This window comes from Exiguobacterium sp. UBA7533, from assembly GCF_002479335.1.
GTDB lineage: Bacteria > Bacillota > Bacilli > Exiguobacteriales > Exiguobacteriaceae > Exiguobacterium_A.
In genome coordinates this window covers 417057-441495 of record NZ_DLMP01000001.1, presented here as the reverse complement: position 1 = coordinate 441495, position 24439 = coordinate 417057, and the positions used below count along the sequence as shown (strand labels likewise).

General features: G+C 46.0%; 21 protein-coding genes. 19 read left to right on the top strand and 2 right to left on the bottom strand.

The window, feature by feature from the left end:
- Positions 1–7 precede the first annotated feature (7 nt).
- The 5 genes from B2U10_RS02210 (at position 8) to B2U10_RS02190 (ending at position 5710) form a co-directional block, all read left to right on the top strand.
- Complete coding sequence (locus B2U10_RS02210; RefSeq protein WP_035406282.1) at positions 8–478, top strand: DUF441 domain-containing protein; 471 nt, start codon at positions 8–10, stop codon at positions 476–478.
- 218 nt (positions 479–696) lie between these two features.
- Positions 697–1809, top strand: a complete 1113-nt coding sequence (citZ, locus tag B2U10_RS02205; protein WP_035406285.1) for a citrate synthase — start codon at positions 697–699, stop codon at positions 1807–1809.
- 71 nt (positions 1810–1880) lie between these two features.
- Complete coding sequence (gene icd, locus B2U10_RS02200) at positions 1881–3155, top strand: NADP-dependent isocitrate dehydrogenase (RefSeq protein ID WP_035406288.1); 1275 nt, start codon at positions 1881–1883, stop codon at positions 3153–3155.
- 22 nt (positions 3156–3177) lie between these two features.
- Positions 3178–4116 (top strand): malate dehydrogenase, encoded by a 939-nt coding sequence (gene mdh, locus B2U10_RS02195; RefSeq protein ID WP_290785343.1) that lies wholly within the window; start codon positions 3178–3180, stop codon positions 4114–4116.
- A gap of 454 nt (positions 4117–4570) precedes the next feature.
- Complete coding sequence (locus B2U10_RS02190) at positions 4571–5710, top strand: zinc-dependent alcohol dehydrogenase (protein WP_290785340.1); 1140 nt, start codon at positions 4571–4573, stop codon at positions 5708–5710.
- A gap of 49 nt (positions 5711–5759) precedes the next feature.
- Here the strand turns inward: B2U10_RS02190 and B2U10_RS02185 are convergent, their stop codons facing one another.
- Entirely contained in the window at positions 5760–6185 is a 426-nt protein-coding gene (locus tag B2U10_RS02185; protein WP_035406299.1) for a divergent PAP2 family protein, read from the bottom strand.
- Positions 6186–6396: 211 nt separating this feature from the next.
- Here B2U10_RS02185 and B2U10_RS02180 point away from each other — a divergent pair, with 211 nt between their 5' ends.
- The 13 genes from B2U10_RS02180 to B2U10_RS02120 all read left to right on the top strand — a co-directional run bounded on the left by B2U10_RS02180 (position 6397) and on the right by B2U10_RS02120 (position 21932).
- On the top strand, positions 6397–7116 hold the full coding sequence (locus B2U10_RS02180; RefSeq protein WP_369792024.1) for a response regulator: 720 nt from the start codon (positions 6397–6399) through the stop codon (positions 7114–7116).
- Positions 7113–8846, top strand: coding sequence for a two-component system histidine kinase PnpS (pnpS, locus tag B2U10_RS02175; protein WP_290785337.1), 1734 nt, complete (start codon positions 7113–7115; stop codon positions 8844–8846). Before B2U10_RS02180 ends, pnpS begins: the two co-directional genes overlap by 4 nt.
- A 212-nt stretch (positions 8847–9058) precedes the next feature.
- Positions 9059–11656 (top strand): DNA polymerase I, encoded by a 2598-nt coding sequence (gene polA, locus B2U10_RS02170; RefSeq protein ID WP_035406304.1) that lies wholly within the window; start codon positions 9059–9061, stop codon positions 11654–11656.
- Positions 11657–11672: 16 nt separating this feature from the next.
- Positions 11673–12503, top strand: coding sequence for a DNA-formamidopyrimidine glycosylase (gene mutM, locus B2U10_RS02165; protein ID WP_290785334.1), 831 nt, complete (start codon positions 11673–11675; stop codon positions 12501–12503).
- Complete coding sequence (coaE, locus tag B2U10_RS02160; protein WP_290785331.1) at positions 12500–13084, top strand: dephospho-CoA kinase; 585 nt, start codon at positions 12500–12502, stop codon at positions 13082–13084. Before mutM ends, coaE begins: the two co-directional genes overlap by 4 nt.
- 154 nt (positions 13085–13238) lie before the next feature.
- Complete coding sequence (locus B2U10_RS02155; protein WP_290785328.1) at positions 13239–14282, top strand: glyceraldehyde-3-phosphate dehydrogenase; 1044 nt, start codon at positions 13239–13241, stop codon at positions 14280–14282.
- Positions 14283–14540: 258 nt separating this feature from the next.
- Positions 14541–14927 carry an adenosylmethionine decarboxylase gene (gene speD, locus B2U10_RS02150; protein WP_023469024.1) on the top strand — a complete coding sequence of 129 codons (387 nt, stop codon included), beginning with the start codon at positions 14541–14543 and terminating at the stop codon, positions 14925–14927.
- A 107-nt stretch (positions 14928–15034) separates the two neighbouring features.
- A complete protein-coding gene (locus B2U10_RS02145; protein ID WP_290785325.1) occupies positions 15035–15403 on the top strand; it encodes a hypothetical protein in 369 nt (122 codons plus the stop codon).
- A 13-nt stretch (positions 15404–15416) separates the two neighbouring features.
- Entirely contained in the window at positions 15417–15893 is a 477-nt protein-coding gene (gene nrdR, locus B2U10_RS02140) for a transcriptional regulator NrdR (protein WP_035406313.1), read from the top strand.
- Between the two features lie 72 nt (positions 15894–15965).
- Positions 15966–17327: a replication initiation and membrane attachment family protein gene (locus tag B2U10_RS02135; RefSeq protein ID WP_056062648.1), complete on the top strand. Its 1362-nt coding sequence runs from the start codon at positions 15966–15968 to the stop codon at positions 17325–17327.
- A gap of 12 nt (positions 17328–17339) precedes the next feature.
- Positions 17340–18257: a primosomal protein DnaI gene (dnaI, locus tag B2U10_RS02130; protein ID WP_290785322.1), complete on the top strand. Its 918-nt coding sequence runs from the start codon at positions 17340–17342 to the stop codon at positions 18255–18257.
- 311 nt (positions 18258–18568) lie between these two features.
- Positions 18569–20509 (top strand): threonine--tRNA ligase, encoded by a 1941-nt coding sequence (gene thrS / locus B2U10_RS02125; RefSeq protein ID WP_290785319.1) that lies wholly within the window; start codon positions 18569–18571, stop codon positions 20507–20509.
- Positions 20510–20726: 217 nt separating this feature from the next.
- The gene (locus tag B2U10_RS02120) at positions 20727–21932 is read left to right on the top strand and encodes a right-handed parallel beta-helix repeat-containing protein (RefSeq protein WP_290785316.1); all 1206 of its coding nucleotides are present in this window, start codon (positions 20727–20729) and stop codon (positions 21930–21932) included.
- A gap of 47 nt (positions 21933–21979) precedes the next feature.
- On the opposite strand, the gene B2U10_RS02115 is transcribed toward B2U10_RS02120, so the two are convergent.
- Positions 21980–23449 carry a catalase gene (locus B2U10_RS02115; RefSeq protein ID WP_035406325.1) on the bottom strand — a complete coding sequence of 490 codons (1470 nt, stop codon included), beginning with the start codon at positions 23447–23449 and terminating at the stop codon, positions 21980–21982.
- Between the two features lie 432 nt (positions 23450–23881).
- Between B2U10_RS02115 and infC the strand changes: the two genes are divergently transcribed.
- The gene (infC, locus tag B2U10_RS02110; RefSeq protein WP_035406328.1) at positions 23882–24412 is read left to right on the top strand and encodes a translation initiation factor IF-3; all 531 of its coding nucleotides are present in this window, start codon (positions 23882–23884) and stop codon (positions 24410–24412) included.
- The last annotated feature ends 27 nt before the right edge of the window (positions 24413–24439 follow it).

Below are 24439 nucleotides of genomic sequence, written 5' to 3'. Positions count from 1 at the left end.
AGGACGTATGGAAGCTTATCTATTTTTGATTGCCCTCGTCTTCATCGGGGTCATCGCACAAAATAAATCATTGATCATCGCTGCTGCTTTCCTGTTGATCGTCAAGGCGATCGGACTAGATGGTCGATTATTTCCATCCTTGCAGGCAAAAGGAATCACGTGGGGTGTCACATTGATTACGGCTGCGATTCTTGTACCGATCGCAGCAGGGGATATCGGATTTAAGGAACTTATTCAAAGTATTCGGGGGCATATCGGCATCATCTCATTTTTATCAGGAATCTTCGTTGCGATCGTCGCGGCACATGGTGTTGGTCTGATGAAAGAAGACCCACTTGTCACGACGGCATTGCTTGCCGGAACGATTCTCGCAGTTGGACTCTTTCGGGGAGTACCCGTTGGTCCGCTAATTGGTGCTGGGATCGCTGCGCTTGTCATCGGAATGTGGGATATCATCGCAAAAACGTTCACGGGATGAGCAGGATCAGCAAAGAATACGAATTAATTTTTTGATAATAGTATGCAAGTTCATTCACTTTTTGGGTAATTTTGTTTATACTAAGAACAGAAACAAGATGGTCTATTCAAGAGTACAGCGGTACAAGCATGGGGAACGACTCTTGAGTGGACGTCTTTTTTTCAATACGGAAATGAAAGCGTTTTAAATTTCTGGGGAAAAAAAGGGGGATTATTGTCATGACGCAAACTAAAGGTTTAGAAGGAATCGTCGCGACGACATCGAAAATCAGTTCGATCATCGATGGTCAATTGACGTACGGCGGTTATACAATTGATGATTTGGCGGAGCACGCCTCATTTGAGGAAGTCGTCTTCTTATTATGGAACGACCGTCTACCAAAAGAAGAGGAATTGAAGCAACTGTCGGAAGCACTCATTTCCGAAGCACCAGTTGCGACTGCCGTTCTCGAGACGATGAAGGCAGCACCAAAGTCGGCGAATGCGATGGCAATGATTCGAACAGCGCTCTCTCAACTCGCGCTTTACGATGAAACATCAGAAGATATGTCGACAGAGGCGAATTACGCTAAAGCCATCAAATTACAAGCGCAAATCGCAACACTTGTTACGGCTTACGCGCGTATCAAAAAAGGGCAAGAACCAATCGCACCTAAAACGGGTCTTTCTTACGCTGCAAACTTCCTGTTCATGTTGACAGGCGAAGAGCCGACAGAAGTGGCTGAAAAAGCGTTCAACCAAGCGCTTGTTCTTCATGCAGACCATGAGTTGAACGCTTCGACATTCACGGCACGTGTTTGCGTTGCGACACTCTCTGACGTCTACTCAGGTGTGACAGCAGCGATGGGTGCATTAAAAGGACCTCTTCACGGTGGAGCGAATGAAGCCGTCATGAAGATGCTGTTAGAAATTGATTCGGTTGAAAAGGTTGACGAGTATGTTCATAATAAACTTGAGAACAAGCAAAAAATCATGGGCTTCGGTCACCGTGTCTACAAGGACGGCGATCCACGTGCGAAGCACCTTCAGGAAATGAGTCGTCAGTTGACTGCTCAAATCGGGGAGCCGAAGTGGTACGAGATGTCAGTTAAGATTGACGAGATCGTCCAGTCGGAAAAAGGATTGAAACCAAACGTTGATTTCTATTCCGCTTCTACGTACCATGCACTTGGACTTGATACAGAACTTTTCACTCCAATCTTTGCGGTAAGTCGAATGTCAGGTTGGTTGGCGCACATTTTAGAGCAGTATAGCGATAACCGTCTGATTCGTCCACGTGCAGACTACACGGGTGAAACGCACCGGACATATGTGTCCATCGAAGAACGTTAAAAGGACGGAGAGGAGTAATCCTCTCCTGATTTTTGATGTAGATTACAATTACTTAAGGGGGATTTTTAGACATGGCTACACTTCAAGGCGAAAACATCACAGTAACGAACGGTACACTTCAAGTTCCAAATGCTCCAATCATTCCATTCATCATTGGTGACGGAACAGGACCTGACATCTGGAATGCTGCGGTACGCGTATTTGATGCAGCAGTTGAAAAAGCCTATAACGGTGAGAAGAAGATTGAATGGAAAGAAGTCTATGCTGGCGAAAAAGCATTCAACAAAACAGGTAACTGGTTACCAGAAGAGACACTCGATCTCATCCGTGAGCACATCATCGCAATCAAAGGACCACTTACGACACCAGTCGGCGGCGGTATTCGCTCATTGAACGTTGCATTACGTCAAGAGCTTGATTTGTACACATGCCTTCGCCCAGTTCGTTACTTCACAGGTGTTCCTTCACCGGTTAAACGCCCAGAAGATACAGATATGGTCATCTTCCGTGAAAATACTGAAGACATCTACGCAGGAATCGAATATGCAGAAGGTAGCGAAGGCGTTGCAAAACTGCTTGAATTTCTTCAAAACGAAATGGGTGTCAACAAAATTCGCTTCCCTGAGACATCTGGTCTTGGAATCAAACCGATTTCAAAAGAGGGAACAGAACGCCTCGTTCGTGCAGCAATCGAATACGCACTTGAGCACAAGCGCGCTTCGTTGACACTCGTTCACAAAGGAAACATCATGAAGTTCACTGAAGGAGCTTTCAAAAACTGGGGTTATGAGCTTGCTGAGCGTGAATACGCAGAGCACGTATTCACTTGGAACCAGTACGATCGTATCAAAGAAGAAGAGGGAACTGAGGCTGCGAACAAAGCACAAGCAGACGCTGAAGCTGCTGGTAAGTTAATCGTAAAAGACTCAATCGCTGATATCTTCTTACAACAAATCTTGACTCGTCCAAAAGAGTTCGATGTCGTTGCGACAATGAACTTGAACGGTGACTACATCTCGGATGCACTTGCTGCACAAGTGGGTGGTATCGGAATCGCACCTGGAGCAAACATCAACTACATGACTGGTCACGCGATTTTTGAAGCAACTCACGGTACAGCACCAAAATACGCTGGACTTGATAAAGTAAACCCATCATCTGTCATCTTGTCAGGCGAAATGATGTTCCGTCACCTCGGTTGGAACGAAGCAGCAGATCTCATCATCAAATCGATGGAAACATCGATCGAAGCAAAAGTCGTCACATACGACTTCGCACGTCTCATGGATGGTGCGACTGAAGTGAAGTGTTCTGAATTCGCGGACGAACTCATCAAAAACATGTAATCCGATCAGGAGGAATGAGTCGATGAACAGACGGAAGAAGATCGCAGTCATAGGAAGTGGCTTTACGGGCGCGACGACGGCACTTTACCTTGCCCAGCAAGAGTTAGGTGATATCGTCCTCGTCGACCGACCAGAGCAAGAGAATCCGACGAAAGGAAAGGCGCTCGATATGCAAGAAGCAGCGCCGATCCTCGGATTTGATGCTTCGGTAAAAGGGACATCGGATTATGCGGACATCAACGGTGCGGATATCGTCGTCATCACTGCCGGTATCGCGCGAAAGCCGGGTATGAGCCGTGAAGACCTTGTGAGTACGAATGCTGCCGTCATGACAGCTGTGACGAAGGAAGTCGTCGCGCATGCGCCGGAATCAATCATCATCGTTTTGACGAACCCTGTCGATGCGATGACGTATACGGTCTATCAAGCATCTGGTTTTCCGAAAGAGCGTGTCATTGGTCAATCCGGCGTCCTCGACACAGCACGTTTCCGGACATTTCTAGCAGAAGAACTCAATGTTTCTGTGAAGGACGTATCAGGGTTCGTGCTCGGTGGACACGGAGATGATATGGTACCGCTACTGCGCTATTCTCAGGCAGGAGGAATTCCGATTGAGAAGCTCATATCGAAAGAACGACTCGATGCGATCGTTGACCGGACCCGTAAAGGGGGCGGTGAAATCGTTCAGTTACTTGGAAACGGTTCTGCTTATTATGCGCCAGCAGCGGCGATCGCTGAGATGGTCGAAGCGATTTTGAAGGATCAGCGACGTATTCTACCTGCCATTGCTTATCTCGAAGGCGAATATGGATATGACGATATGTACTTTGGTGTACCGGTCATTCTTGGTGGGAACGGTGTCGAGCACGTCTACGAACTCGAGCTGACTGCCGATGAACAAGAAGCGCTGAACCGCTCTGCGTCTACCGTCCGTTCGGTACTCGACTTATTAAAATCCTGAATCTAAAAAAGACGAATCTGTCACTTTCGACAGGTTCGTCTTTTTCGCCTTTTCATAATCGATAAGGCGAGGCATGGTGTGATAATTTAGCATACCAAGGACAGACCAGTATGAGCAGAAATGTGAACCATGGAACCAAATAACCGATTCGAAGGAAGTAACCTTGGTGTTCCATATGGAGGTGCTGTTGGTTCTGACAATACGGGCAAGGTAGTCCGTGAGCAGACCATATCAAACGATAAATCGTTCGAGCAGACCAAGATTGACGACAAACAGTACAGCGTGCCACAAAATAGGCTCCTTTCATATATGAGCGTGTAATATAAATTGCTTATTTCACATCATACGATCCATGTAGGATAAAAGTTCCAATTTTAAAAAACATGTAGAATAAATGCTTGTATTAGGGTAAGGACAAAGGTACGTCATTTTATTCCACTAAGGGGGATTTTACATGCGCGCCGTAACGTACCAAGGAACAAAAGATGTTCAAGTCAAACAAGTACAGGATCCATCGATTGATAAAAACGATGACATCATCGTAAAGATCACCTCGACTGCAATTTGTGGTTCGGATCTACACATTTATCAAGGGAATATGCCGGCTCACAAAGACTATGTCATTGGTCATGAACCGATGGGCATCGTTGAAGAAGTTGGACCAGGAGTGACGAAGGTCAAACGGGGAGACCGCGTCGTGTTACCGTTTAACGTTGCTTGCGGTCACTGTTTCTTTTGCGAACATGATATGGAAAGTCAATGTGATAACTCAAACGGAAATCCGCATGTCGATACAGGTGGATATTTTGGTTTTACAGAAGAGTTTGGTGGACATCCCGGTGGTCAGGCGGAATATTTAAAAGTACCATTTGGAAATTTCATGCCGCTCGTAATTCCTGAATCGTGTGAACTAGAAGATGAAGCGTTGTTGTTCTTATCTGACGTTTTACCTACAGCATATTGGAGTGTCCTGCATGCTGGTGTGAAAAAAGGGGACACGGTCGTCGTACTCGGATCGGGACCTGTCGGACTGATGACACAAAAATTCGCATGGATGCAAGGTGCGAAACGGGTCATTGCGGTGGATGATCAAGTCTATCGATTAAATCACGCCAAAGTGACGAATAAAGTCGAGACAGTGAACTTCTCGGACCACGCCGAAAGTGGTGCCTACATCAAAGAATTGACACAGGGTGGGGCAGACGTCGTCATTGATTGCGTCGGTTTTGACGGAAAGATGTCCGCCGTAGAAAAAATTGAACAAAAGATTGGTCTGCAAGGGGGAACGTTGAGCGCCATTGATATTGCGAAGGATGCTGTCCGGAAGTTTGGTACCGTACAGTTGACGGGTGTCTATGCAAAAAAATATAATCAATTTCCACTCGGCGACTTTTTCACTCGGAATATCACACTGAAAATGGGACAAGCACCCGTCGTCCATTTGATGCCGGAACTGTTCCAGAAAATCATCAATAAGGAATTTGATCCGACGGACATCGTGACGCATCGAGTGGCACTCGATGATGCTGCTGCAGCCTATCAAACCTTCAATGATCGAACAGATGGATGCATCAAGGTCGTTCTAAAACCATAAGTCACTTCACATGCAAACAACCCATCCAAAATCGGATGGGTTGTTTGCATTAAAAGAAGAAAACTGGCCACAAGATACCTACAGCTAAACCGAGTAAGAGACCAACGAATACTTGAAACTCAGTGTGACCGACGAGTTCATTCAGAAGAGGGGTCTCATGACGAATTCCCTTAAAATAATCATTGAGTAATTTTGCCTGAACACCAACAGCTTGTCTGACACCCGTCGCGTCATACATGATGATTGTGGCAAATATGGCAGCTAGTGCGAAGAGCGAAGATGAGAAGCCTTCCTGAAAACCGATGACCACGGCTAACGCGACGACAGTCGAGCTATGTGAACTAGGCATACCACCGGAAGCAAACATGATCTCCAGGTCGAACTTTCGGGTCCGTACCAAACTCGTAACAAGCTTCGCTGCTTGAGCGATGAACCATGCCGTGATGGCTGCAAAAAGGGGATGATTCCATTCCATACATTTTACCTCCTACGATTGACGATATGTATTGATTCCCCATTTTTATCGCTTTTACACGAATGATCAAGAGGGATTCATCGTCTCCTTTAAAGATTATGTAAAGAAACAGCAGAAAGATTTGTGATTTTCCAGTAAAAGTCGGTAAGATGAAGACAGACGAAGCGGATTCCACGGAATTCCTCATTCGAAAGAACGAAACTTGAGGGGGATGCAAGGTTTGAAAGATAAAATTATCGTGGTAGATGATGAATTGTCGATTGCAACACTATTGAAGTTTAATTTAGAGCAGGCTGGTTTTGTCGTCGAAACGGCACATGATGGAATGTCAGGTTTGAAATTAGCGGAAAAACAAGATGCCGCACTGATCGTACTGGATCTTATGTTGCCGGAACTCGATGGTCTGGAAGTATGTAAACGACTACGTCAACAGAAAATCAATACACCGATCTTGATGCTGACGGCAAAGGATGATGAGTTTGATAAGGTGCTCGGTCTAGAACTCGGTGCGGACGATTACCTGACAAAACCGTTTAGCCCACGCGAAGTCGTTGCCCGTGTAAAAGCGATTTTACGACGGATGAGTCATCAGACAGCATCCCCGGATGAGGTCACGGACGGAACGATTCTGATTGGTGACGTCAAAATCGTTCCGGATAACTACGAAGCTTTCAAAGCAGAAGAACGTCTTGAACTTACTCCTAAGGAATTCGAATTGCTCGTATATCTCGCTAAAAATAAAGGACGTGTCTTGACACGAGATCAACTGTTATCCGCGATTTGGAATTACGATTTCGTCGGCGATACGCGTATCGTGGATGTGCATATCAGTCACGTCCGTGAAAAAATCGAACCGAATACGAAAAAACCGATTTATATCAAAACGATTCGCGGTCTCGGGTATAAGATGGAGGAGCCGAAACCAGAATGAGTAAGTATCGGAAACGGTTCATCTTTAAAATGATTTCTTTCATTAGTTTGGTGCTTGTTGCACTCGGTTTTCTACTTGGACAATCATTTAAGGAATTCTATGTTCAAAATGAAAAAGAAAAACTGATGGATGAAACCTCGCTTGTCGAGACGATCCTACAAGGGCGCGAAGTTTCTGATATGGCACAGTACGTGAATCAATTGTATGCCGAATCCAACTTTGACATGATCTTATTTAACGGACGTGGGGAAATCATCGCAGGTACCCCTGTTGATGTCACGAAACTGAAAGTAGCAACGCTCAATTTCTCAGCGATTCCCAAAGATGGCACGTTTGAATCGAAGACGGATGACAGTGTCGTCCAGTTCACGAAGCCTGTTCCAACAGCAGATGGTGGAGAAGTGTACGTCAGTTTCATTCGTTATGCTAAAGATTTGAATATTATCTATTCACGGATTTGGACGGTCATTTTCTTCTCACTCCTTGCTTCGCTCGTAATCATCTTTTTGACAATCTATCGATCAACGAAACGGTTCCTACGACCAATCGCGGAGGCGACCGATGTGTTGCACGAACTGTCACATGGGAATTACAAGTCACGCGTCTACGAGTTAGCGGCGCCAGATGAATCACGTGATTTAGGACGCTCGATCAATCTCCTCGCACGAAATCTAGAGAATGCATCATCCGGTGAAGCGATGCAACGGGCACGACTCGAATCCTTGATCGAATATATGGGAGCCGGTCTCATGCTGATTGATGAAAAGGGTTATGTACTACTTGTTAACCGTACCTATCGGGAGATGTTCCATATTCACGAACCATCTAGTGGAAAATTATATTACCGTGTGCTTCCGAACGAAAAGATGAGTCAGGTGATTGAAGATGTCTATCTGACAGAAAAACCGAATCGCAAACAATCGAGTGTCCGTTTCGGCATCAACAGCCGGACGTTTATGGTCAGTGCCGCACCGATTTTTGATAAGAACGGTCGCGTGCAAGGAACGACCGTTGTCTTCAACGATATTACGGAAATTAAAAAGCTGGAACAGATGCGCAAAGACTTCGTTGCGAATGTCAGCCACGAATTAAAAACACCACTGACGTCCATCAAGGGGTTTGCAGAAACGTTACTCGATGGTGCGCAAGATGTTCCGGAAATCCGGGAACAATTTTTGCGGATCATTCATGATGAATCAGAACGAATGCAGTCATTGGTCGAAGACTTGCTCGAACTATCGCGACTGGAACAAGACAACTATCAGCTTGAGACAGCAATCGTTGATGTGACGAGTCTCGTTCGCGAAACCGCAGAGCTGTTGCATCGACGAGCAGCGGAAAAAGAGATGATGATTCATATCGAAACGGAAGAGGAAGTCTTCATCCGGGCAGATTTGAATCGGTTGAAACAAGTCGTAGTCAACTTAGTTGCGAATGCGTTAAACTACACGCCGAACGGTGGTAACGTCTGGATTCAACTCGAGGATGGAGAAGAGTCTGTCCAACTCATCATCAAAGATGATGGGATTGGTATTCATCCGAAGGAGACGCAGCGTATCTTCGAACGGTTCTATCGTGTCGATAAGGCGCGAAGCCGTAATTCAGGTGGAACGGGTCTCGGGCTGGCCATTGTTAAACACATCGTTGATCTTCACCATGGAGAAATTGATGTCGAATCGGCGGAGCAACAAGGAACGACGTTTACGATTCGTTTACCAAAACATGGCTGAATTTCACAGTGGATTCACAATTCCTTAATAGGTGTATCTTATGATGAAAGTACCTTCTTCATCATCTGTATGGCGACTGGATCAGCTCCCATGTCGTCATGCCCTTGGCGGTTGACTCTCCGTGAGTCAATCGTCTTTTTTTGGTCATTTTTAGCGAACAAATGTGTGCAGAGTGATACAATAGGGACAGAAAATCGATTAAAGGGGCGTAGATGATGGAAAATAAATTGTTATTGATTGATGGGAACTCATTGACTTATCGGGCGTTTTTCGCTTTACCACCAATGACGGACGCGCAAGGACGAAATACGAACGCAGCCTATGGCTTTACGATGATGTTATTGAAGTTGCTTGAAGAAGAACAACCGACACATATGCTCGTTGCCTTTGATGCTTCGAGTGAAACGTTCCGTCACGATGTCTATCAGGAGTATAAAGGAAGTCGAGAAAAGACACCGTCCGAACTACGGGAACAATTCCCGATCGTCCGAGACATCTGTGAAGCACTCGGTATTCAAATGATGGAACTCCATCGCTATGAGGCAGATGATTTGATTGGTACGCTCGCACGGACGATGCCAACGGATCGGACGCGGATTGTCACAGGAGACAAAGATTTACTTCAACTTGTCACGGATAAGGTCGAAGTCTTGATCACGAAGCGTGGGATCACGGACGTCCAGTGCATGACAGAGGAACTGTTTGCTGAGACGTATGGTGGTCTAAAGCCGATTCAAATGATTGATTTGAAGGGGTTGATGGGTGATAAATCGGATAATATTCCAGGGATTCCTGGGATTGGTGAAAAGACGGCTGTTAAATTGATTTCGGCATATGGTTCTGTTGAAGGACTGTACGAACATGTCGAGGATTTAAAAGGGAAGCAGAAAGAAAAAGTCATCGCGAACGAAGAGCTCGCACGACTGTCGAAAGAACTCGCGACAATCAAGGTGGATGTCCCGCTTGAGACGACGCTAGATGATTTGCAAATTCGCAATGTCGATACCCAAGTTCCTTATTCGTTGTTCCAGTCACTTGGCTTCAAGTCATTGACGAATCGATTCGCCCCTGTCGTCAAAGAAGAGGATAAAGAACAATTAAACGTCGTGACGATCACTTCACTTCCTAAAGACGTCACGGATGCCGTATTGATTGCAGAACAGCTTCGAGAAGATTACATGGAAGAAGACATCATTGGATTTGCGATAGCAACGCCTGACACGATCTATGTTGCTGCTCCGACGCTCGTCGAGGATCCAGCATTCCGTCAATGGATCGAGTCGGAACATCAAAAGATTTGTCTCGATGCGAAACAAGTCGCATTTGCATTGCGTAAACACGGCTTGACATTGAACGGGTACGAAGATCTGTTATTAGCAGGCTATTTGTTAAACTTAAGTGGCGGTACAACACTCGCTTCGATCGCTGGTCATTATGCATTAATGGCGCCGAATGAGGAAGCAGTACTCGGTAAGGGGGCGAAACGTCTCGCGCCAGAAGATGAAGCTCTTCATCCTTATTTAGCTGAGAAAGCACGGATGGTTGAATTGCTGTTCCCAAAAGTCCGAGAAGAACTGAAGGCGAATCAACAATACGAGTTATATGAAACGTTAGAGCGTCCACTATCAGGTGTCCTCGCTGAGATGGAATGGACTGGGATTCGCGTAGACGTCGCGACGCTCCAAGAGATGCAAGCGGATCTTGCTGGGCGTTTAACAGAACTTGAGACATTGGTCTTTGAAGCAGCAGGTGAGTCGTTCAATATTAATTCTCCGAAACAACTCGGTGTAATTTTGTTTGAAAAACTCGAACTCCCTGCCTTTAAGAAAACAAAGACGGGCTACTCGACTGCCGCAGATGTCCTTGAAAAACTGCGCCCGCTGCACCCAGTCATCGATCACATCATGCTTTATCGAGAACTGCAAAAGTTGCAGTCGACGTATGTTGAAGGATTGCAAAAAGTCATCAAGGAAGATGGAAAAATCCATACTCGTTTTGCTCAGACAATCGCTCAAACAGGTCGTTTAAGTTCGGTCAATCCGAACCTTCAGAATATCCCGATCCGGATTGAAGAAGGACGGAAGATTCGAAAAGCCTTCGTTCCGAGTCAAACAGGCTGGTCATTGTACGCTGCTGATTATTCACAAATTGAATTACGTGTCATGGCCGATATGTCGCAGGATCAGACGCTTGTCGATGCGTTCCTCCATGATGAGGATATTCATACTCAAACGGCAAGTAGTGTCTTCGGTGTCGAACCGGAAGATGTCACAGGAAACATGCGGCGTCAGGCGAAAGCCGTCAACTTTGGAATCATTTACGGAATCAGCGATTATGGATTGTCTCAAAACTTGAACATCACACGCAAAGAAGCGCAATCATTCATCGATCGTTATTTCGAGTTGTTCCCGCAAATCAAACAGTTCATGGATACAGCGATCGAGACGGCACGAGCAAATGGATTCGTCGAAACGTTGATGAACCGTCGCCGCAATATTCCGGATATCAATTCGAAAAACTTTAACTTACGCGGTTTTGCTGAACGTACTGCGATCAATACACCGATTCAAGGTTCGGCTGCAGATATCATTAAAAAAGCAATGCTTGATGTTCATGCTGCTTTGAAAGCATCTAATCTTAAGGCACGCTTGTTATTACAAGTACACGATGAATTAATTTTTGAAGCACCAGACGAAGAACTCGACGCTTTACAAGCACTTGTCAAACAAGCGATGGAGCAGACCGTCGAACTATCCGTACCGCTACGCGTCGATGGGGGCGCAGGGCATACGTGGTACGAAACGAAGTAAGCAAGGAGGAATAGATGTGCCTGAATTACCTGAAGTCGAGACCGTTCGCCGCAGTTTAGAACGTTCGGTCTCTGGAAAGACAGTCTCTTCCGTCAAAGTCTACCATCCGAAAATGATTCGGGGGATGGAAGTGGCGCCATTTGCAGATGCCTTACATCAAGAAAGGATTGAACGCGTCGAACGTCGCGGAAAGTTCCTGCTCTTTGATTTTGATCGTTTTTATCTCGTCAGCCATTTGCGGATGGAAGGAAAGTACTTCCCGTATCCACAACCGGTTGAACGGGATAAACATACGCATGTCGTCTTCCGTTTCACGGATGGTTCGGAACTTCACTATAATGATGTTCGGAAGTTCGGAACAATGGAATTACGTGATAAGGAAACAGCGATGCAGACTGCTCCACTGGCACAACTGGAGCGTGAACCATTTGATCCGGAATTTACAGCAGAAGTGTTAGCGGAGAATTTAATTCGTAAAAAGAGAAGTCCAATCAAAACGGCACTGCTCGACCAGTCCATCTTCCTTGGTCTCGGTAACATCTATGTCGATGAGACCCTTCATGCTGCACGCGTCCACCCGTTGACGAAAGCCGGCGCCTTGACACTCGACGATATCTCACGCATTCATCAAGCCGGTGTCAACGTTTTACGACAAGCGGTGGAAGCAGGGGGAAGTACGATCCGGAGTTATGTCTCGCCGTCAGGAAAAGGTGAATTCCAGCTTCAACTTGCGGTATATGGTCAAAAAGGGGAACCGTGTCCTCGTTGTGGTACAGCCATCGAAAAAATCAAAGTCGGTGGACGGGGAACACATTTCTGTCCGACGTGCCAACAGGTTGCCTTATGAGAGTCGGTCTGACAGGGAGTATCGCAACCGGTAAAAGTACGGTTTCTAGCTATTTAAAACAAAAAGGAATAGCGGTCATCGATGCGGATCTCATTGCGCGAGAAGTCGTTGAGCCGGGAGGGCGAGCATATGACGCAGTCCAACTGGCATTCCCAGAGGCGTTTGAAAAAGGACTTCTTGTCCGTCCAAAGCTCGGACAAATCATTTTTCAAGATAGTGAAAAACGACAACAATTGAATCAGTTGATGCACCCGAGTATTCGACAACAGATGCTCGAAGCAGCAGATGCCTATGAACGTTCAGGACATTCTCTTGTCGTATTTGATATTCCGTTACTGCTAGAAGGGGATTGGCGAAACCTGTTCGAACGCGTCGTTGTCGTCTATTGCCCAGAAGATATTCAGTTAAGAAGATTGATGCAACGTAATGATTTATCAGAAGCAGAAGCGTATGCACGTATCCATGCGCAACTCGGCATCGAACAGAAAAAAGAGCTTGCAGATGATGTATTCTTCAATGACGGTAGTATTGATTCGTTATACCAACAAATCGATGAGTGGTTAAGTCGGTATGGTGATTGATGCAAATGATGACAAGTTATGAAAAACATGAAGTGAGAGAAGTTTCCATCTTCTCTCACTTTTTTTAGAGAACATAATGAAATCGCTTACATTTCATGATATAGTTCTATCTGTAAACGGAGCTACATCCGTCACATTGAAGGGGGATCCGCACATGGGAGTCAAGGTGGCAGTCAATGGTTTTGGTCGAATTGGTCGAATGGTCTTTCGACGTCTGATCGCTGAGGGGAAAAGCGAAGTCGTAGCAATTAATGCGAGTTATCCAGTCGAAACACTCGCGCATTTAATCAAGTATGATACGGTACACGGAAAATTCAATTATCCGGTCGACATCATCGATGGGGCGTTGATAGTTGACGGAAAAGAGATTCAAATCGTCAGTGAACGCAATCCTGAGCTATTGCCGTGGGGGGAACTCGGCATCGATATCGTCGTCGAAGCAACAGGGAAGTTCAATTCGGATACGGGCGCTGCGAAGCATTTAGTGGCAGGAGCAAAAAAGGTCGTCATCACGGCACCTGCTAAAGGGGATGTTCGGACGATCGTCATGGGTGTCAATGATGACATGTATGATCATGAAACGGATGATATCGTTTCGAACGCATCGTGTACGACGAACTGTCTCGCACCTGTCGTACAAGTCATCGACCGTGCATTCGGAATCGAATCCGGTCTCGTCACGACGGTTCATGCGTTTACGAACGATCAAAATAACATTGATAACCCGCATAAGGATTTACGGCGCGCCCGGGCATGCGGCTCATCGATCATTCCGACGTCGACAGGCGCGGCAAAGGCGATTGCGCTCGTCTTGCCACATTTGGAAGGGAAATTAAATGGACTCGCGCTTCGTGTTCCGACACCGAACGTATCACTCGTCGATCTCGTCGTCGAAGTCAGTCGGGATACGACGGTTGCTGAAGTGAACGAAGCCTTCACGAAAGCAGCGGACGGTGCGCTTGAGGGCATTCTCGGAATGACGATGGAACCGCTCGTCTCAATCGACTTTAACGGAGAAGAACGTTCGACGGTCGTCGATGGGCTCTCGACGATGGTCATGGGTGGTCGTCAGGTGAAGGTCCTCGCTTGGTACGATAATGAGTGGGGTTACTCATGCCGCGTCGTCGATCTCGTACACCTCGTCTCGGCACACTTAGAGGCGATGGGAACCGTTGAAAAAGAACTTGAATTGAATTAATTATAACGGGCAGATCCCAGCAATGACGGGGGCTGTCCCGTTTTTTTTCTTAAAATATATTAATTTTTGAAATTTATCCTTGTGTATCTTTTTGATACTCGCTATAATTCAAATCGTGAACTTCAATCGGTCTGGCAATCGCAGCTTAAAGGGTTAGGACCTCTCTGGACTAACTTTCCCCCGTGGGTGCGAACGACTCAGGCGCAAAGTAAGTGATCAACTACTTTGAAGACCATTGAATGTAGGGGGGATCCACAAATGGATACTATGGGAAGACACATTATTGCAGAACTTTGGGATTGTAATCCTGAAAAATTGAACGACATGGAATTCGTTGAACGACTTTTCGTTGACGCAGCACTTCAAGCAGGTGCAGAAGTACGAGAAGTAGCATTCCACAAGTTTGCACCACACGGCGTCAGTGGCGTCGTCATTATCTCTGAATCGCACTTAACGATTCACAGTTTCCCAGAGCACGGGTATGCATCGGTTGATGTCTTTACTTGTGGGGATCGGATCGATCCAGCCATCGCAGCGAACTACATTGCTGAAAAGCTCGATGCGAAAATCCGTGAAAATGTCGAAATTCCACGTGGTATGGGACCTGTTCAAGTTCCAGCGGCTACTGTCCAGCACGTCAACTGACAATACACACGAATTCGTCAAGCCCTCGTCGTTCAGACGAGGGCTTTTTAATATGTCTGACGTCTGTTATTCTTAATAGTAGAAGAAACAAAGAAAAGAGGATGACCATGGGACTGAAGGAACGTTTGCAAAAACAGCTAGAGACATCCGATACACATAAAAACGAAAACCTACGCACACACTACTACGCAGCAACTGTGGAGATGTTATTTGCTGGTTTAAAAAATATCTTAAAGCAAGATGGCGGAACGGTTCGTCGTGTTGACGCGGAACGTGGAGAACTCGCTTTTACCTTAAAAGAAGTCGATGGACTTGCGACAGTCATCATGGTGGCAGGCGGACGTACTGCCGTCGATCTCTTCTTACACCGTGAAAGTCTTCTCGGACCTGATCTCGAGAAACAAATTGAGCGAATCTATGCATCACTTGATGCAGGGTATCGATTAAAGATGATTGGAACAAAAGAAATCACGTGAACGGAGGTACGGCATGCGCTGTCCAGCCTGTAATTTTAACGGAACAAAAGTACTGGATTCAAGACCAGTCCAGGATTTCGGTTCGATTCGAAGAAGACGTGAATGTGAGTCTTGTGGCTATCGTTTTACGACATTCGAAATGGTCGAGCAGACCCCTTTAATCATCGTAAAGAAAGACGGAACACGTGACGAGTTCAATCGCGAGAAAATTCTACGTGGATTAGTGCGTGCCTGTGAAAAACGACCGATTTCGATTGAACAGCTAGAAACAGTCGTCAGTCGGGTCGAAAAGGCATTACGAGCGACAGCTCAGCATGAGATTCCAAGTGAGCAGGTCGGACGTCTCGTATTAAATGAACTAGCATCCGTTGACGAAGTGGCATATGTCCGCTTTGCGAGTGTTTATAAACAATTTAAGGACATCAATGTCTTTTTCCAAGAGCTCTCTGAACTGATGGAGCGACATCAGGAAAATGACCGTGAGAATTGAACGTGATATAAGAGAGGTCGTCTGTCCGGTCAGCGCACCTCTCTTTTTCTCCCTAAGGAAAGGACGAGTCAGATGGTAGAACGTGAACTTTCCGGTACCGACCTTTGCTTAGTGATGAGCAATGGTGTCGTCGACCGTGAAGCTTATCAATCTTTATATTATTTATACCAGCCGATTATCGGTGTTAAAGCGCTTGGGCTCTATCAAACGTTTTGGAGTGAGATGATCCCAGGGAAAACGAAATCCCAGTATATTTCCCATGCGGAACTCGGAACACTACTCGGGTTTTCCGTCGATGAGTTCAAGGAAGAGTTATTTAAGCTAGAAGGGATCGGGTTGATTCGAACGTTCGAAGCGCGCCAAGCCGCTTATCGTTACATTTATCAAATCCGGGTTCCGCTCGCGCCGAACACCTTCTTGAATGACGGGGTGTTATCGAGTCTGCTGTTCTATCGCGTCGGTGAAATCCGGTTCCGGTCGTTACAGCATCGTTTTCGGACGGAGCCGCTTCCGAAGAACATTGTTGATCGGACGGTTCGATTTGATCAAGTGTTCGACGTAAAAGCTGGTCTTGCTTCCGCTCATCAGCCGAAAGCTTATGCGAAACAGGAACGTGCGGTATATGAATTCGACTATTCGTTTGATCTAGAAGAGATGAAGCGACAGACCGATCGTTTCCTGCCACGAACATTTTACTCAAAGGCAATCGATCATCTGCTCGTGAAGCTTGCTTACGTCACGCAGTCGAATGAAGCATTGATGGCGGAACTGTTGAATGCCCGTTTCCGTCACGAAGCGTATTTGCCGATGACCGATGCTGAGAAGCAAGAACGCTGCAAACAGATGATGTTGTCAGCGAAACAAAAACTCAGCCGGGAGAAAAAAGCGAAGGTCGCCTCACTAGACACGATCGAGGTCGGAGACATCGAAGCGACGGAGACGATGGAAAGCACCCATCCGAAGCATTATGTAGCGAAGTTGCGAAAGGTCAAAGCGTTGTCTGAACGGGATGAAGAATTGATCCAACAATTGATCATCGATTATGAGATGTCGTCTGGGATCGTCAATGCTGCGTACTACTATGCGCTCGTCATCAAAAAAGATAATCGCTTCAGCAAGAACTTCCTCTTATCGATCGTTGATGATTGGAAACAGAAGGGATACGTGACGGCATCCGAGGCACTAGCGAAGACGCAGGAGCAGGATGAGTTGATTTCAAAAAAGCAGGAGCAAAAACAAGAACGTGCGCGTCAAACTGTTGGTGGTCGCCGGGGACGGACAAGCAACACGAATGGCGGTCCGAATCCGAAGTGGTTGCAAGAAGAGAAAGCAAAACAGCAGCAGTACGAAGCCTCTAAAAAAGCGAGTTTCGAAGCAGATGTTCCAGATGATGAAGAAATGGAACGGATCTTACGAGAACTGAAGGGGAACTAAAGGAGTCGAGACATGGAACATATCCAATCATCTATCGAAAAAATATTAAGTCGACCGGACGTCGCAGAATCGGTTCGAGCGATTCAACAACGAGTGTTGTCTCATCCAGGTGTCATCATGTTCTTGCGGACACATCCGGAGATCGATCAACGGATGATCGAGCGGGGCATGCTCAAATTGAATGAATACGCGGAACAGATGGACGGAAATCGACTGATCGAAAGTAAGGCAGTCATCGAAGGGTACCAGCCGATCCTGCACGTCGAAAAAGGACAGATCGTCGTCTCGTATGAGAAGTCGCAAGCGTTAAAAGACCGAGAGGATGAACGCGCGCTTGAGAAGAAATTTAAGAGCCTGTTCCTGCCGGATGAAGTCCGCGATGCGAACTTCAGTGATTTTGACTTGTCGACGACGGACCGTAAGCTTGCCTTACGTGCGGCGTCTCAGTTCCTCAATCATCTCCGTTCGAAGGAGACGGTCAAGGGATTATACCTTCATGGTAGCTTTGGTGTCGGGAAAACATACCTTTTGGCTGCGATCGGGAATGCTTTGAAAAAAGAACGGATTGCAACGATTCTTGTCCATGCCCCGGGGTTTGTCGCTGAAGCGAAACGGCGGATTCGATCTGACTCATTCGATACATTCCTCGAAGGATTTCAAACGATTCCAGTCTTGTTGATTGACGATATCGGTGCTGAATCGATCAGTCCGTGGGTACGAGATGAATTGTTCGGGATCATTTTACAGTATCGCATGATGCATCGTCTGCCGACATTATTCAGCTCGAACTTATCTTATGATGAACTCGAGCTCCATTTCGGGATCACGAACGATCAAGGCGATAAATTAAAGGCTGCACGACTGATGGAACGGATCCGGACGACGACGCAACCAATCGAGTTCCTTGGTGAAAATCGACGTCGCTACTAATTTTCCTTGTCAAGGAAGCAACGGATTCGTTATACTAATGACACGTCAATAAACGATGCAACGATTGAGGATATGGAGTATGAAATGAACCAAACTAGCGAGAGAAGAACGGTGGAAGCTTCTCATGGCATCATTCATGTCTTTACTCCCTCATAGCACGAACGGGGCTAATCCGTTTGCGTCTCACGCCCGTTAACGCGTGTTCGAGCCGAACCAGTACATGGTCCGGGAACGAGGGTGGTACCACGAGATTAAGACTCGTCCCTTTTTAGGGATGAGTCTTTTTTATTTTGTAAAAGGGGGAAACAGTCATGTCAAACATCGCACTTACATTTCCAGACGGCGCCGTAAAGGAATTTGCAGCCGGCACGACAGCTGAAGAAGTGGCAGCTTCGATCAGCCCAGGTCTTCGTAAAAAAGCCTTTGCTGCTAAACTGAACGGGCACGCCATCGATTACCGTCGTCCAATCGAAGAGGACGGTACAATTGAATTGATCATGCCGGATTCAGAAGAAGGGCTCGACTTGATTCGTCACTCTTCAGCTCATTTGATGGCACAAGCCATCAAACGTCTGTATCCGGATGAAACGATTCATCTTGGAATTGGACCGACAATCGAGAATGGTTTTTACTATGACATCGATATGGAACGTCGTCTGACAGAAGAGGACCTTACAGAAATCGAGAAGATGATGAATAAAATCGCCGGTGAAAACTTGCCGATCGAACGAGAAGTCGTCTCGCGTGACGAGGCACTCGCCATCTATAAAGAACTCAATGATCCGTTGAAGATTGAATTGATCGAGTCGATTCCTGCTGATCAGGATTTGACGATTTACCGTCAAGGCGAATTCTTCGATCTCTGCCGTGGACCACACGTTCCAGCGACAGCGAAGCTACAAGTCTTCAAATTGATGAGCATTGCTGGTGCTTACTGGCGTGGTGATTCGAAAAACAAGATGTTACAACGGATTTACGGTACAGCATGGGCAACAAAAGATCAGTTGAAACAACACCTCCACTTCCTCGCTGAAGCAAAAGAACGGGATCACCGGAAACTCGGGAAGGAACTTGGTTTATTCTTCACTTCTCAAGAAGTCGGTCAAGGACTTCCGATGTGGTTACCAAAAGGAGCAGCCATCCGTCGGACAGTCGAGCGTTATATCGTCGATAAAGAACTCGAACTTGGGTATGAGCACGTCTATACACCGGTCCTCGGTTCAGTCGATCTATACAAGACATCGGGGCACTGGGATCACTATCAAGATGACATGTTCCCGAAAATGGAGATGGACAATGAAGAACTTGTTCTTCGCCCGATGAACTGTCCACACCATATGATGGTCTATAAGAACGAACCACGTTCGTACCGTGATTTACCACTTCGTGTCGCGGAGCTTGGTGGCATGCACCGTTACGAAATGTCTGGTGCCTTGACTGGTCTTCAACGCGTTCGTTACATGGTTCTTAACGATGGACATACGTTCGTCCGTCCTGACCAAATGAAAGATGAGTTTAAAGCCATCGTTCATCTCATTCAAGAAGTCTATGCTGATTTCGGGATCACAGATTACAAGTTCCGTCTTTCATACCGTGACCCAGCGGACAAAGAGAAGTACTTCGACAACGATGCGATCTGGGAAATGGCGCAACGTGAGTTGAAAGAAACAATGGATGAACTCGAACTCGAATACTTCGAAGCAGAAGGCGAAGCCGCATTCTACGGACCAAAGCTTGACGTTCAAGTTCGGACAGCGCTTGGTAAAGATGAGACGCTCTCAACAGTCCAACTCGACTTCCTCTTACCAGAGCGATTCGAATTGACATACAAAGGGAACGACGGACAAGATCACCGTCCAGTCGTCTTACACCGAGGTGTCGTATCAACGATGGAACGATTCGTTGCTTACTTGATCGAAGAATACAAAGGCGCATTCCCAACATGGCTCGCACCCGTTCAGGTGAAATTGATTCCGGTTTCCGGTGTTCATGAAGACTATGCCCGTGAAATCAAAGCGATCCTGTTGAAAAAGGGAATCCGCGTCGAAACAGATTTCCGTGACGAGAAACTCGGTTATCGTATTCGTGAAGCACAAGTCAATAAAGTACCGGTCATGCTCGTTTTAGGTGACAAAGAAGTTGAATCACGCGAAGTCAACATTCGTCGTTACGGTTCAAAAGACTCGAGTAATGCATCACTCGAACAATTCGTTGCAGATTTAGAGCAAGAAATCGCAAATCGTTCAAAATAATTCATGTATACAAAAACAATCCGCCCTGCTGATGTAGGGCGGATTGTTTTTGTGATGGGATGCTTGAAAGAAACCAATTTCATACCGATGAAACAGGTAGAACATCCAACTGAATCTATCTAAAATGACCAAATGTCATTTTTCCTTTAATTGGATAAATGCTATAATAGACCTTCAGTGGATGAAATGTTTTGAAGAATGGGAAGGAAGTTACAGATTGAAGAAAACAACCCTCGCTGTATTCATCGCTTCTTCACTTTTAATCGGTATTCATCCGAGCGAAGCGAAGGCGACAACGATTAAAAAAACATACCGGATTACACCGAAAACAGAAGCGATTGACCCAGCAATCCGTAAATATACGACCTATAATGCAAAGACACGCAATCATTATACGATGCGTTCTTATTTGGAACGACTTGAAAAAGAAGGGGGAGGCACCCTCGTTCTAACAAAGGGAACGTATCTGTCCCCGTTACGTGTTGGTATCCCGTCCAATACGACGGTGATCCTAGAGGATGGTGTCATCATCAAAAAGACGACAGAGACAGGGACGACAAAGATTAGTTCGACGACGAGTGTCTTTGATTTCGTTGCGCCATCGGTTTTGCGTCTGAATAAAAAAGTTGGCAAATATAACGGTTCACAGAACGTTAAACTCATCGGTAAGGGGAATGCACAGATCGACTTGAATCGATATGCGCGTGGTTCGGCTTTCGCTATTGCCCATAATCAAAACTTATATATCGGCGGCATCACAGTACGGAATCAAAAGGGTTCACATGCGATGGAACTTGATGCGACGAAGAAGGCAGTCATCGAAAACATGAAATTCGTCGATGCCGTCATGATACCGAATACAGGTCCGAATGAATCGATTAATCTCGATACCCCAGATCCAATCACGAAGGGCTTCAACTGGAAGTGGTCGAATCAAGATGGCACTCCAAATGAAGACATCACGATTCGTAATAACTTGTTCCGTAACATCAATGTGGCAATCGGCACACATCAATACACGGAAAACAAATTACACACGAATGTCCGGATTGAAAAAAACACGATTGACGGAACGAAGGATTATGCGATTTCGATGATGAACTGGGAGAATCCAACGGTCCGCTACAATACGATCCGAAACGTGCATCGAGCAGATGGAAAAGCGATGACGATTCTCGGTAGAGGAGTTGTCGGAGGGACAATTCGCTACAATCGATTGGAAGACGCGGATCGCGCGATTCAAATGCAACCGTTCCAAAGTAACGGCTATGCTCCAATCTATAATACGTTTACAGCAGATCAAAAACGGTACATGCAACAAAATACGGTCAAGCAGGTTGGACTCGACCAAATCGTCTTATTCAAAAAACTGAACGAGTTCACGTATAAAACGGCAGAGCGTTACGATTTTATTCCATACTAAGACACAAACAAGCACCCAAGACTAGTGTCGAGGGTGCTCGTTTTGCGTTATGAACGCATTTGTTGCAGGAACGGTTCGATATTGACTTGAAGCGCTTCTGATAGCTTCTGACCGAGTGATGCATCAGCACGATAGAAGTTACAGATTGCGAGCAGGACCGTATTTTCATGACGGACTTGCTGAAGGTCATTGACGAGGTTCTTCAAGAGAGCTGCTTGCTCTTCTTCTGTCAGGCGACGGTATACTTCTCCGGCTTGACCAAAGTTATTCGTCTTCTCGATTTCGAGACGACCGTGTTTATCATCAAGCAACGGTTGATTTTCTTCCGTATACTCGGGTGTTTCTTTTGGTTCTTCTTGATAACGGTTCGGTTCGTAGTTGACCGGACTCGTTTGCTGACCGACCGGCATTGCACCGTCACGTTGGTAGTTGTTCACTTGTGCAAACGGACAGTTGATTGGAAGTTGTTGATAATTCGTGCCAATACGGTAGCGTTGTGTATCTGAGTAAGAGAACAAGCGACCTTGTAGTAACTTATCTTCAGATGGCAACATCCCTGGAATCAAGACACCTGGGTTAAAACCAACCGATTCTGTTTCAGCAAAGTAGTTGTCGACATTTTTGTTCAATGTCATTGTACCAACGTGTTGGAACGGAATGACATCCTCAAACCAATCTTTTGTCGCGTCGAGCGGATCGAAATCGAACTGATCGACGTCAGCCGGATCAAGTACCTGTACGAACAGATCCCATTCCGGGTAATCGCCATCTTCAATCGCTTGGAACGTATCGTTTGAAGCATGGTTGAAATCTTTTCCTTGAATCTCTGTTGCTTCTTCAGCTGAGAGATTATGAACACCAGCTTTTGGTACCCAGCGTAGTTTCACATAAACCGTATTACCGTGTGCATTCACCCATTTGAACGAGTGAACGGAAGAACCACGCATTTTACGGTAGCTTGCAGGAATACCCTCATCCGTGAAAAGGTGCATGAGCATGTTCGTCGATTCCGGACGAAGTGTCATGAAGTCCCAGTAACGGTCAGGATCTTGAATATTCGTGCGTGGATCTGGTTTGAGAGAATGGACCATATCCGGGAATTTCATGGCGTCACGAATGAAGAAGACAGGAAGGTTGTTCCCGACGAAATCCCAGTTTCCTTCTTCTGTATAGAACTTGACAGAGAATCCACGTGGATCGCGGAGCGTCTCTGGAGAATGCGTGCCGTGAATAACAGTCGAGAAGCGGGCGAAAACAGGAACTTCTGTCCCTTCTTCTTGTAAAAACGCAGCTTTCGTGTACTTTTTCATCGAATTTTTGACAGTGAAGACACCGTGAGCACCAAAGCCACGAGCATGTACGACGCGCTCAGGTACACGTTCCCGATCGAAATGGGCCATCTTTTCAATTAATTGATAGTCTTCTAATAAAGTTGGTCCGCGACGTCCAGCCGTACGTGAATTCTGGTTGTCTCCGATTGGTACACCTTGATTGGTCGTTAATCGTTTTTCAGTCATCTGTTATTCTCCCCTTTATGTAAGATTAAATTAATTATAAAACAATAATCATTCTAAATAAACAGTTTTGCTTGCGAATGTTCTGAATCTTTTTTCATGTTATGAATGTACCCGTGAAAAACAGGTTAGAAACTTCTTGCTTATCCGTAAAAGGATTGCTATTATAATCAAGTATGTGAGCAACGTTCTGTAAGAACATAGAAAGCGGCTTGACATCACGGGAAAACAAGTGCTATGATAGCAAAGTGAAATGACAACAAAGCAGAAGCATCCCGCTTCTCACCATGTATGATAACTCGTACTGGTTCATCATGAAGATACGCAATGTATAGCAAATGCTGTGCCTTGGCGTTCCTTATGAGTGTGGGCGGGAAAAACTGCCGACGCTTTTTTTATAGCGTTTTCTATCATTCATTTTTCGTGCAATGCACGATGGAGGTGCTAACCATTAGCAAAGATCTGTTAATCAATGAAAGCATCCGTGCCCGGGAAGTTCGTCTTATCGGAGCGGATGGTGCTCAACTAGGTGTCCAATCACGCAACGAAGCGCTACGTCTCGCAGAGGAAGCGGAACTTGACCTCGTCATGGTCGCTCCACAAGCGACACCGCCAGTTTGTAAGATCATGGACTATGGTAAATACCGTTTCGAGATGCAAAAGAAGGACAAAGAAACTCGGAAGAATCAGAAAGTGATTCAGATGAAAGAAGTTCGTCTTAGCCCGACGATCGAGGAGAACGACTTCCAAACGAAATTCCGTAATGCGAAGAAATTCTTGGAGAATGGTAACAAAGTGAAAGCGAGTATTCGTTTCCGCGGTCGTGCCATCACTCACTCGGAAATCGGTAGACGCGTTCTCGAACGCCTCGCAACGGATTTAAGTGAGTTCGGTGTTGTGGAACAGAGACCGAAGATGGAAGGACGCAGCATGTTCCTCGTGCTTGCTCCTAAGAAAGAAGACTAATCGAATCGAAGTAGGAGGGAATCTCTC

Excerpts from the sequence above, each read along its gene's own strand:
- B2U10_RS02135 (WP_056062648.1), top strand. The coding sequence starts at position 15,966 with ATGGTAGAACGTGAACTTTCCGGTACCGACCTTTGCTTAGTGATGAGC.
- mdh (WP_290785343.1), top strand. The coding sequence starts at position 3,178 with ATGAACAGACGGAAGAAGATCGCAGTCATAGGAAGTGGCTTTACGGGC.
- B2U10_RS02115 (WP_035406325.1), bottom strand. The coding sequence starts at position 23,449 with ATGACTGAAAAACGATTAACGACCAATCAAGGTGTACCAATCGGAGAC.
- B2U10_RS02185 (WP_035406299.1), bottom strand. The coding sequence starts at position 6,185 with ATGGAATGGAATCATCCCCTTTTTGCAGCCATCACGGCATGGTTCATC.
- dnaI (WP_290785322.1), top strand. The coding sequence starts at position 17,340 with ATGGAACATATCCAATCATCTATCGAAAAAATATTAAGTCGACCGGAC.
- icd (WP_035406288.1), top strand. The coding sequence starts at position 1,881 with ATGGCTACACTTCAAGGCGAAAACATCACAGTAACGAACGGTACACTT.
- infC (WP_035406328.1), top strand. The coding sequence starts at position 23,882 with ATGGAGGTGCTAACCATTAGCAAAGATCTGTTAATCAATGAAAGCATC.
- coaE (WP_290785331.1), top strand. The coding sequence starts at position 12,500 with ATGAGAGTCGGTCTGACAGGGAGTATCGCAACCGGTAAAAGTACGGTT.
- nrdR (WP_035406313.1), top strand. The coding sequence starts at position 15,417 with ATGCGCTGTCCAGCCTGTAATTTTAACGGAACAAAAGTACTGGATTCA.
- B2U10_RS02180 (WP_369792024.1), top strand. The coding sequence starts at position 6,397 with ATGCAAGGTTTGAAAGATAAAATTATCGTGGTAGATGATGAATTGTCG.
- citZ (WP_035406285.1), top strand. The coding sequence starts at position 697 with ATGACGCAAACTAAAGGTTTAGAAGGAATCGTCGCGACGACATCGAAA.
- B2U10_RS02145 (WP_290785325.1), top strand. The coding sequence starts at position 15,035 with ATGGGACTGAAGGAACGTTTGCAAAAACAGCTAGAGACATCCGATACA.
- B2U10_RS02190 (WP_290785340.1), top strand. The coding sequence starts at position 4,571 with ATGCGCGCCGTAACGTACCAAGGAACAAAAGATGTTCAAGTCAAACAA.
- speD (WP_023469024.1), top strand. The coding sequence starts at position 14,541 with ATGGATACTATGGGAAGACACATTATTGCAGAACTTTGGGATTGTAAT.
- B2U10_RS02155 (WP_290785328.1), top strand. The coding sequence starts at position 13,239 with ATGGGAGTCAAGGTGGCAGTCAATGGTTTTGGTCGAATTGGTCGAATG.
- polA (WP_035406304.1), top strand. The coding sequence starts at position 9,059 with ATGATGGAAAATAAATTGTTATTGATTGATGGGAACTCATTGACTTAT.
- pnpS (WP_290785337.1), top strand. The coding sequence starts at position 7,113 with ATGAGTAAGTATCGGAAACGGTTCATCTTTAAAATGATTTCTTTCATT.
- thrS (WP_290785319.1), top strand. The coding sequence starts at position 18,569 with ATGTCAAACATCGCACTTACATTTCCAGACGGCGCCGTAAAGGAATTT.
- B2U10_RS02210 (WP_035406282.1), top strand. The coding sequence starts at position 8 with ATGGAAGCTTATCTATTTTTGATTGCCCTCGTCTTCATCGGGGTCATC.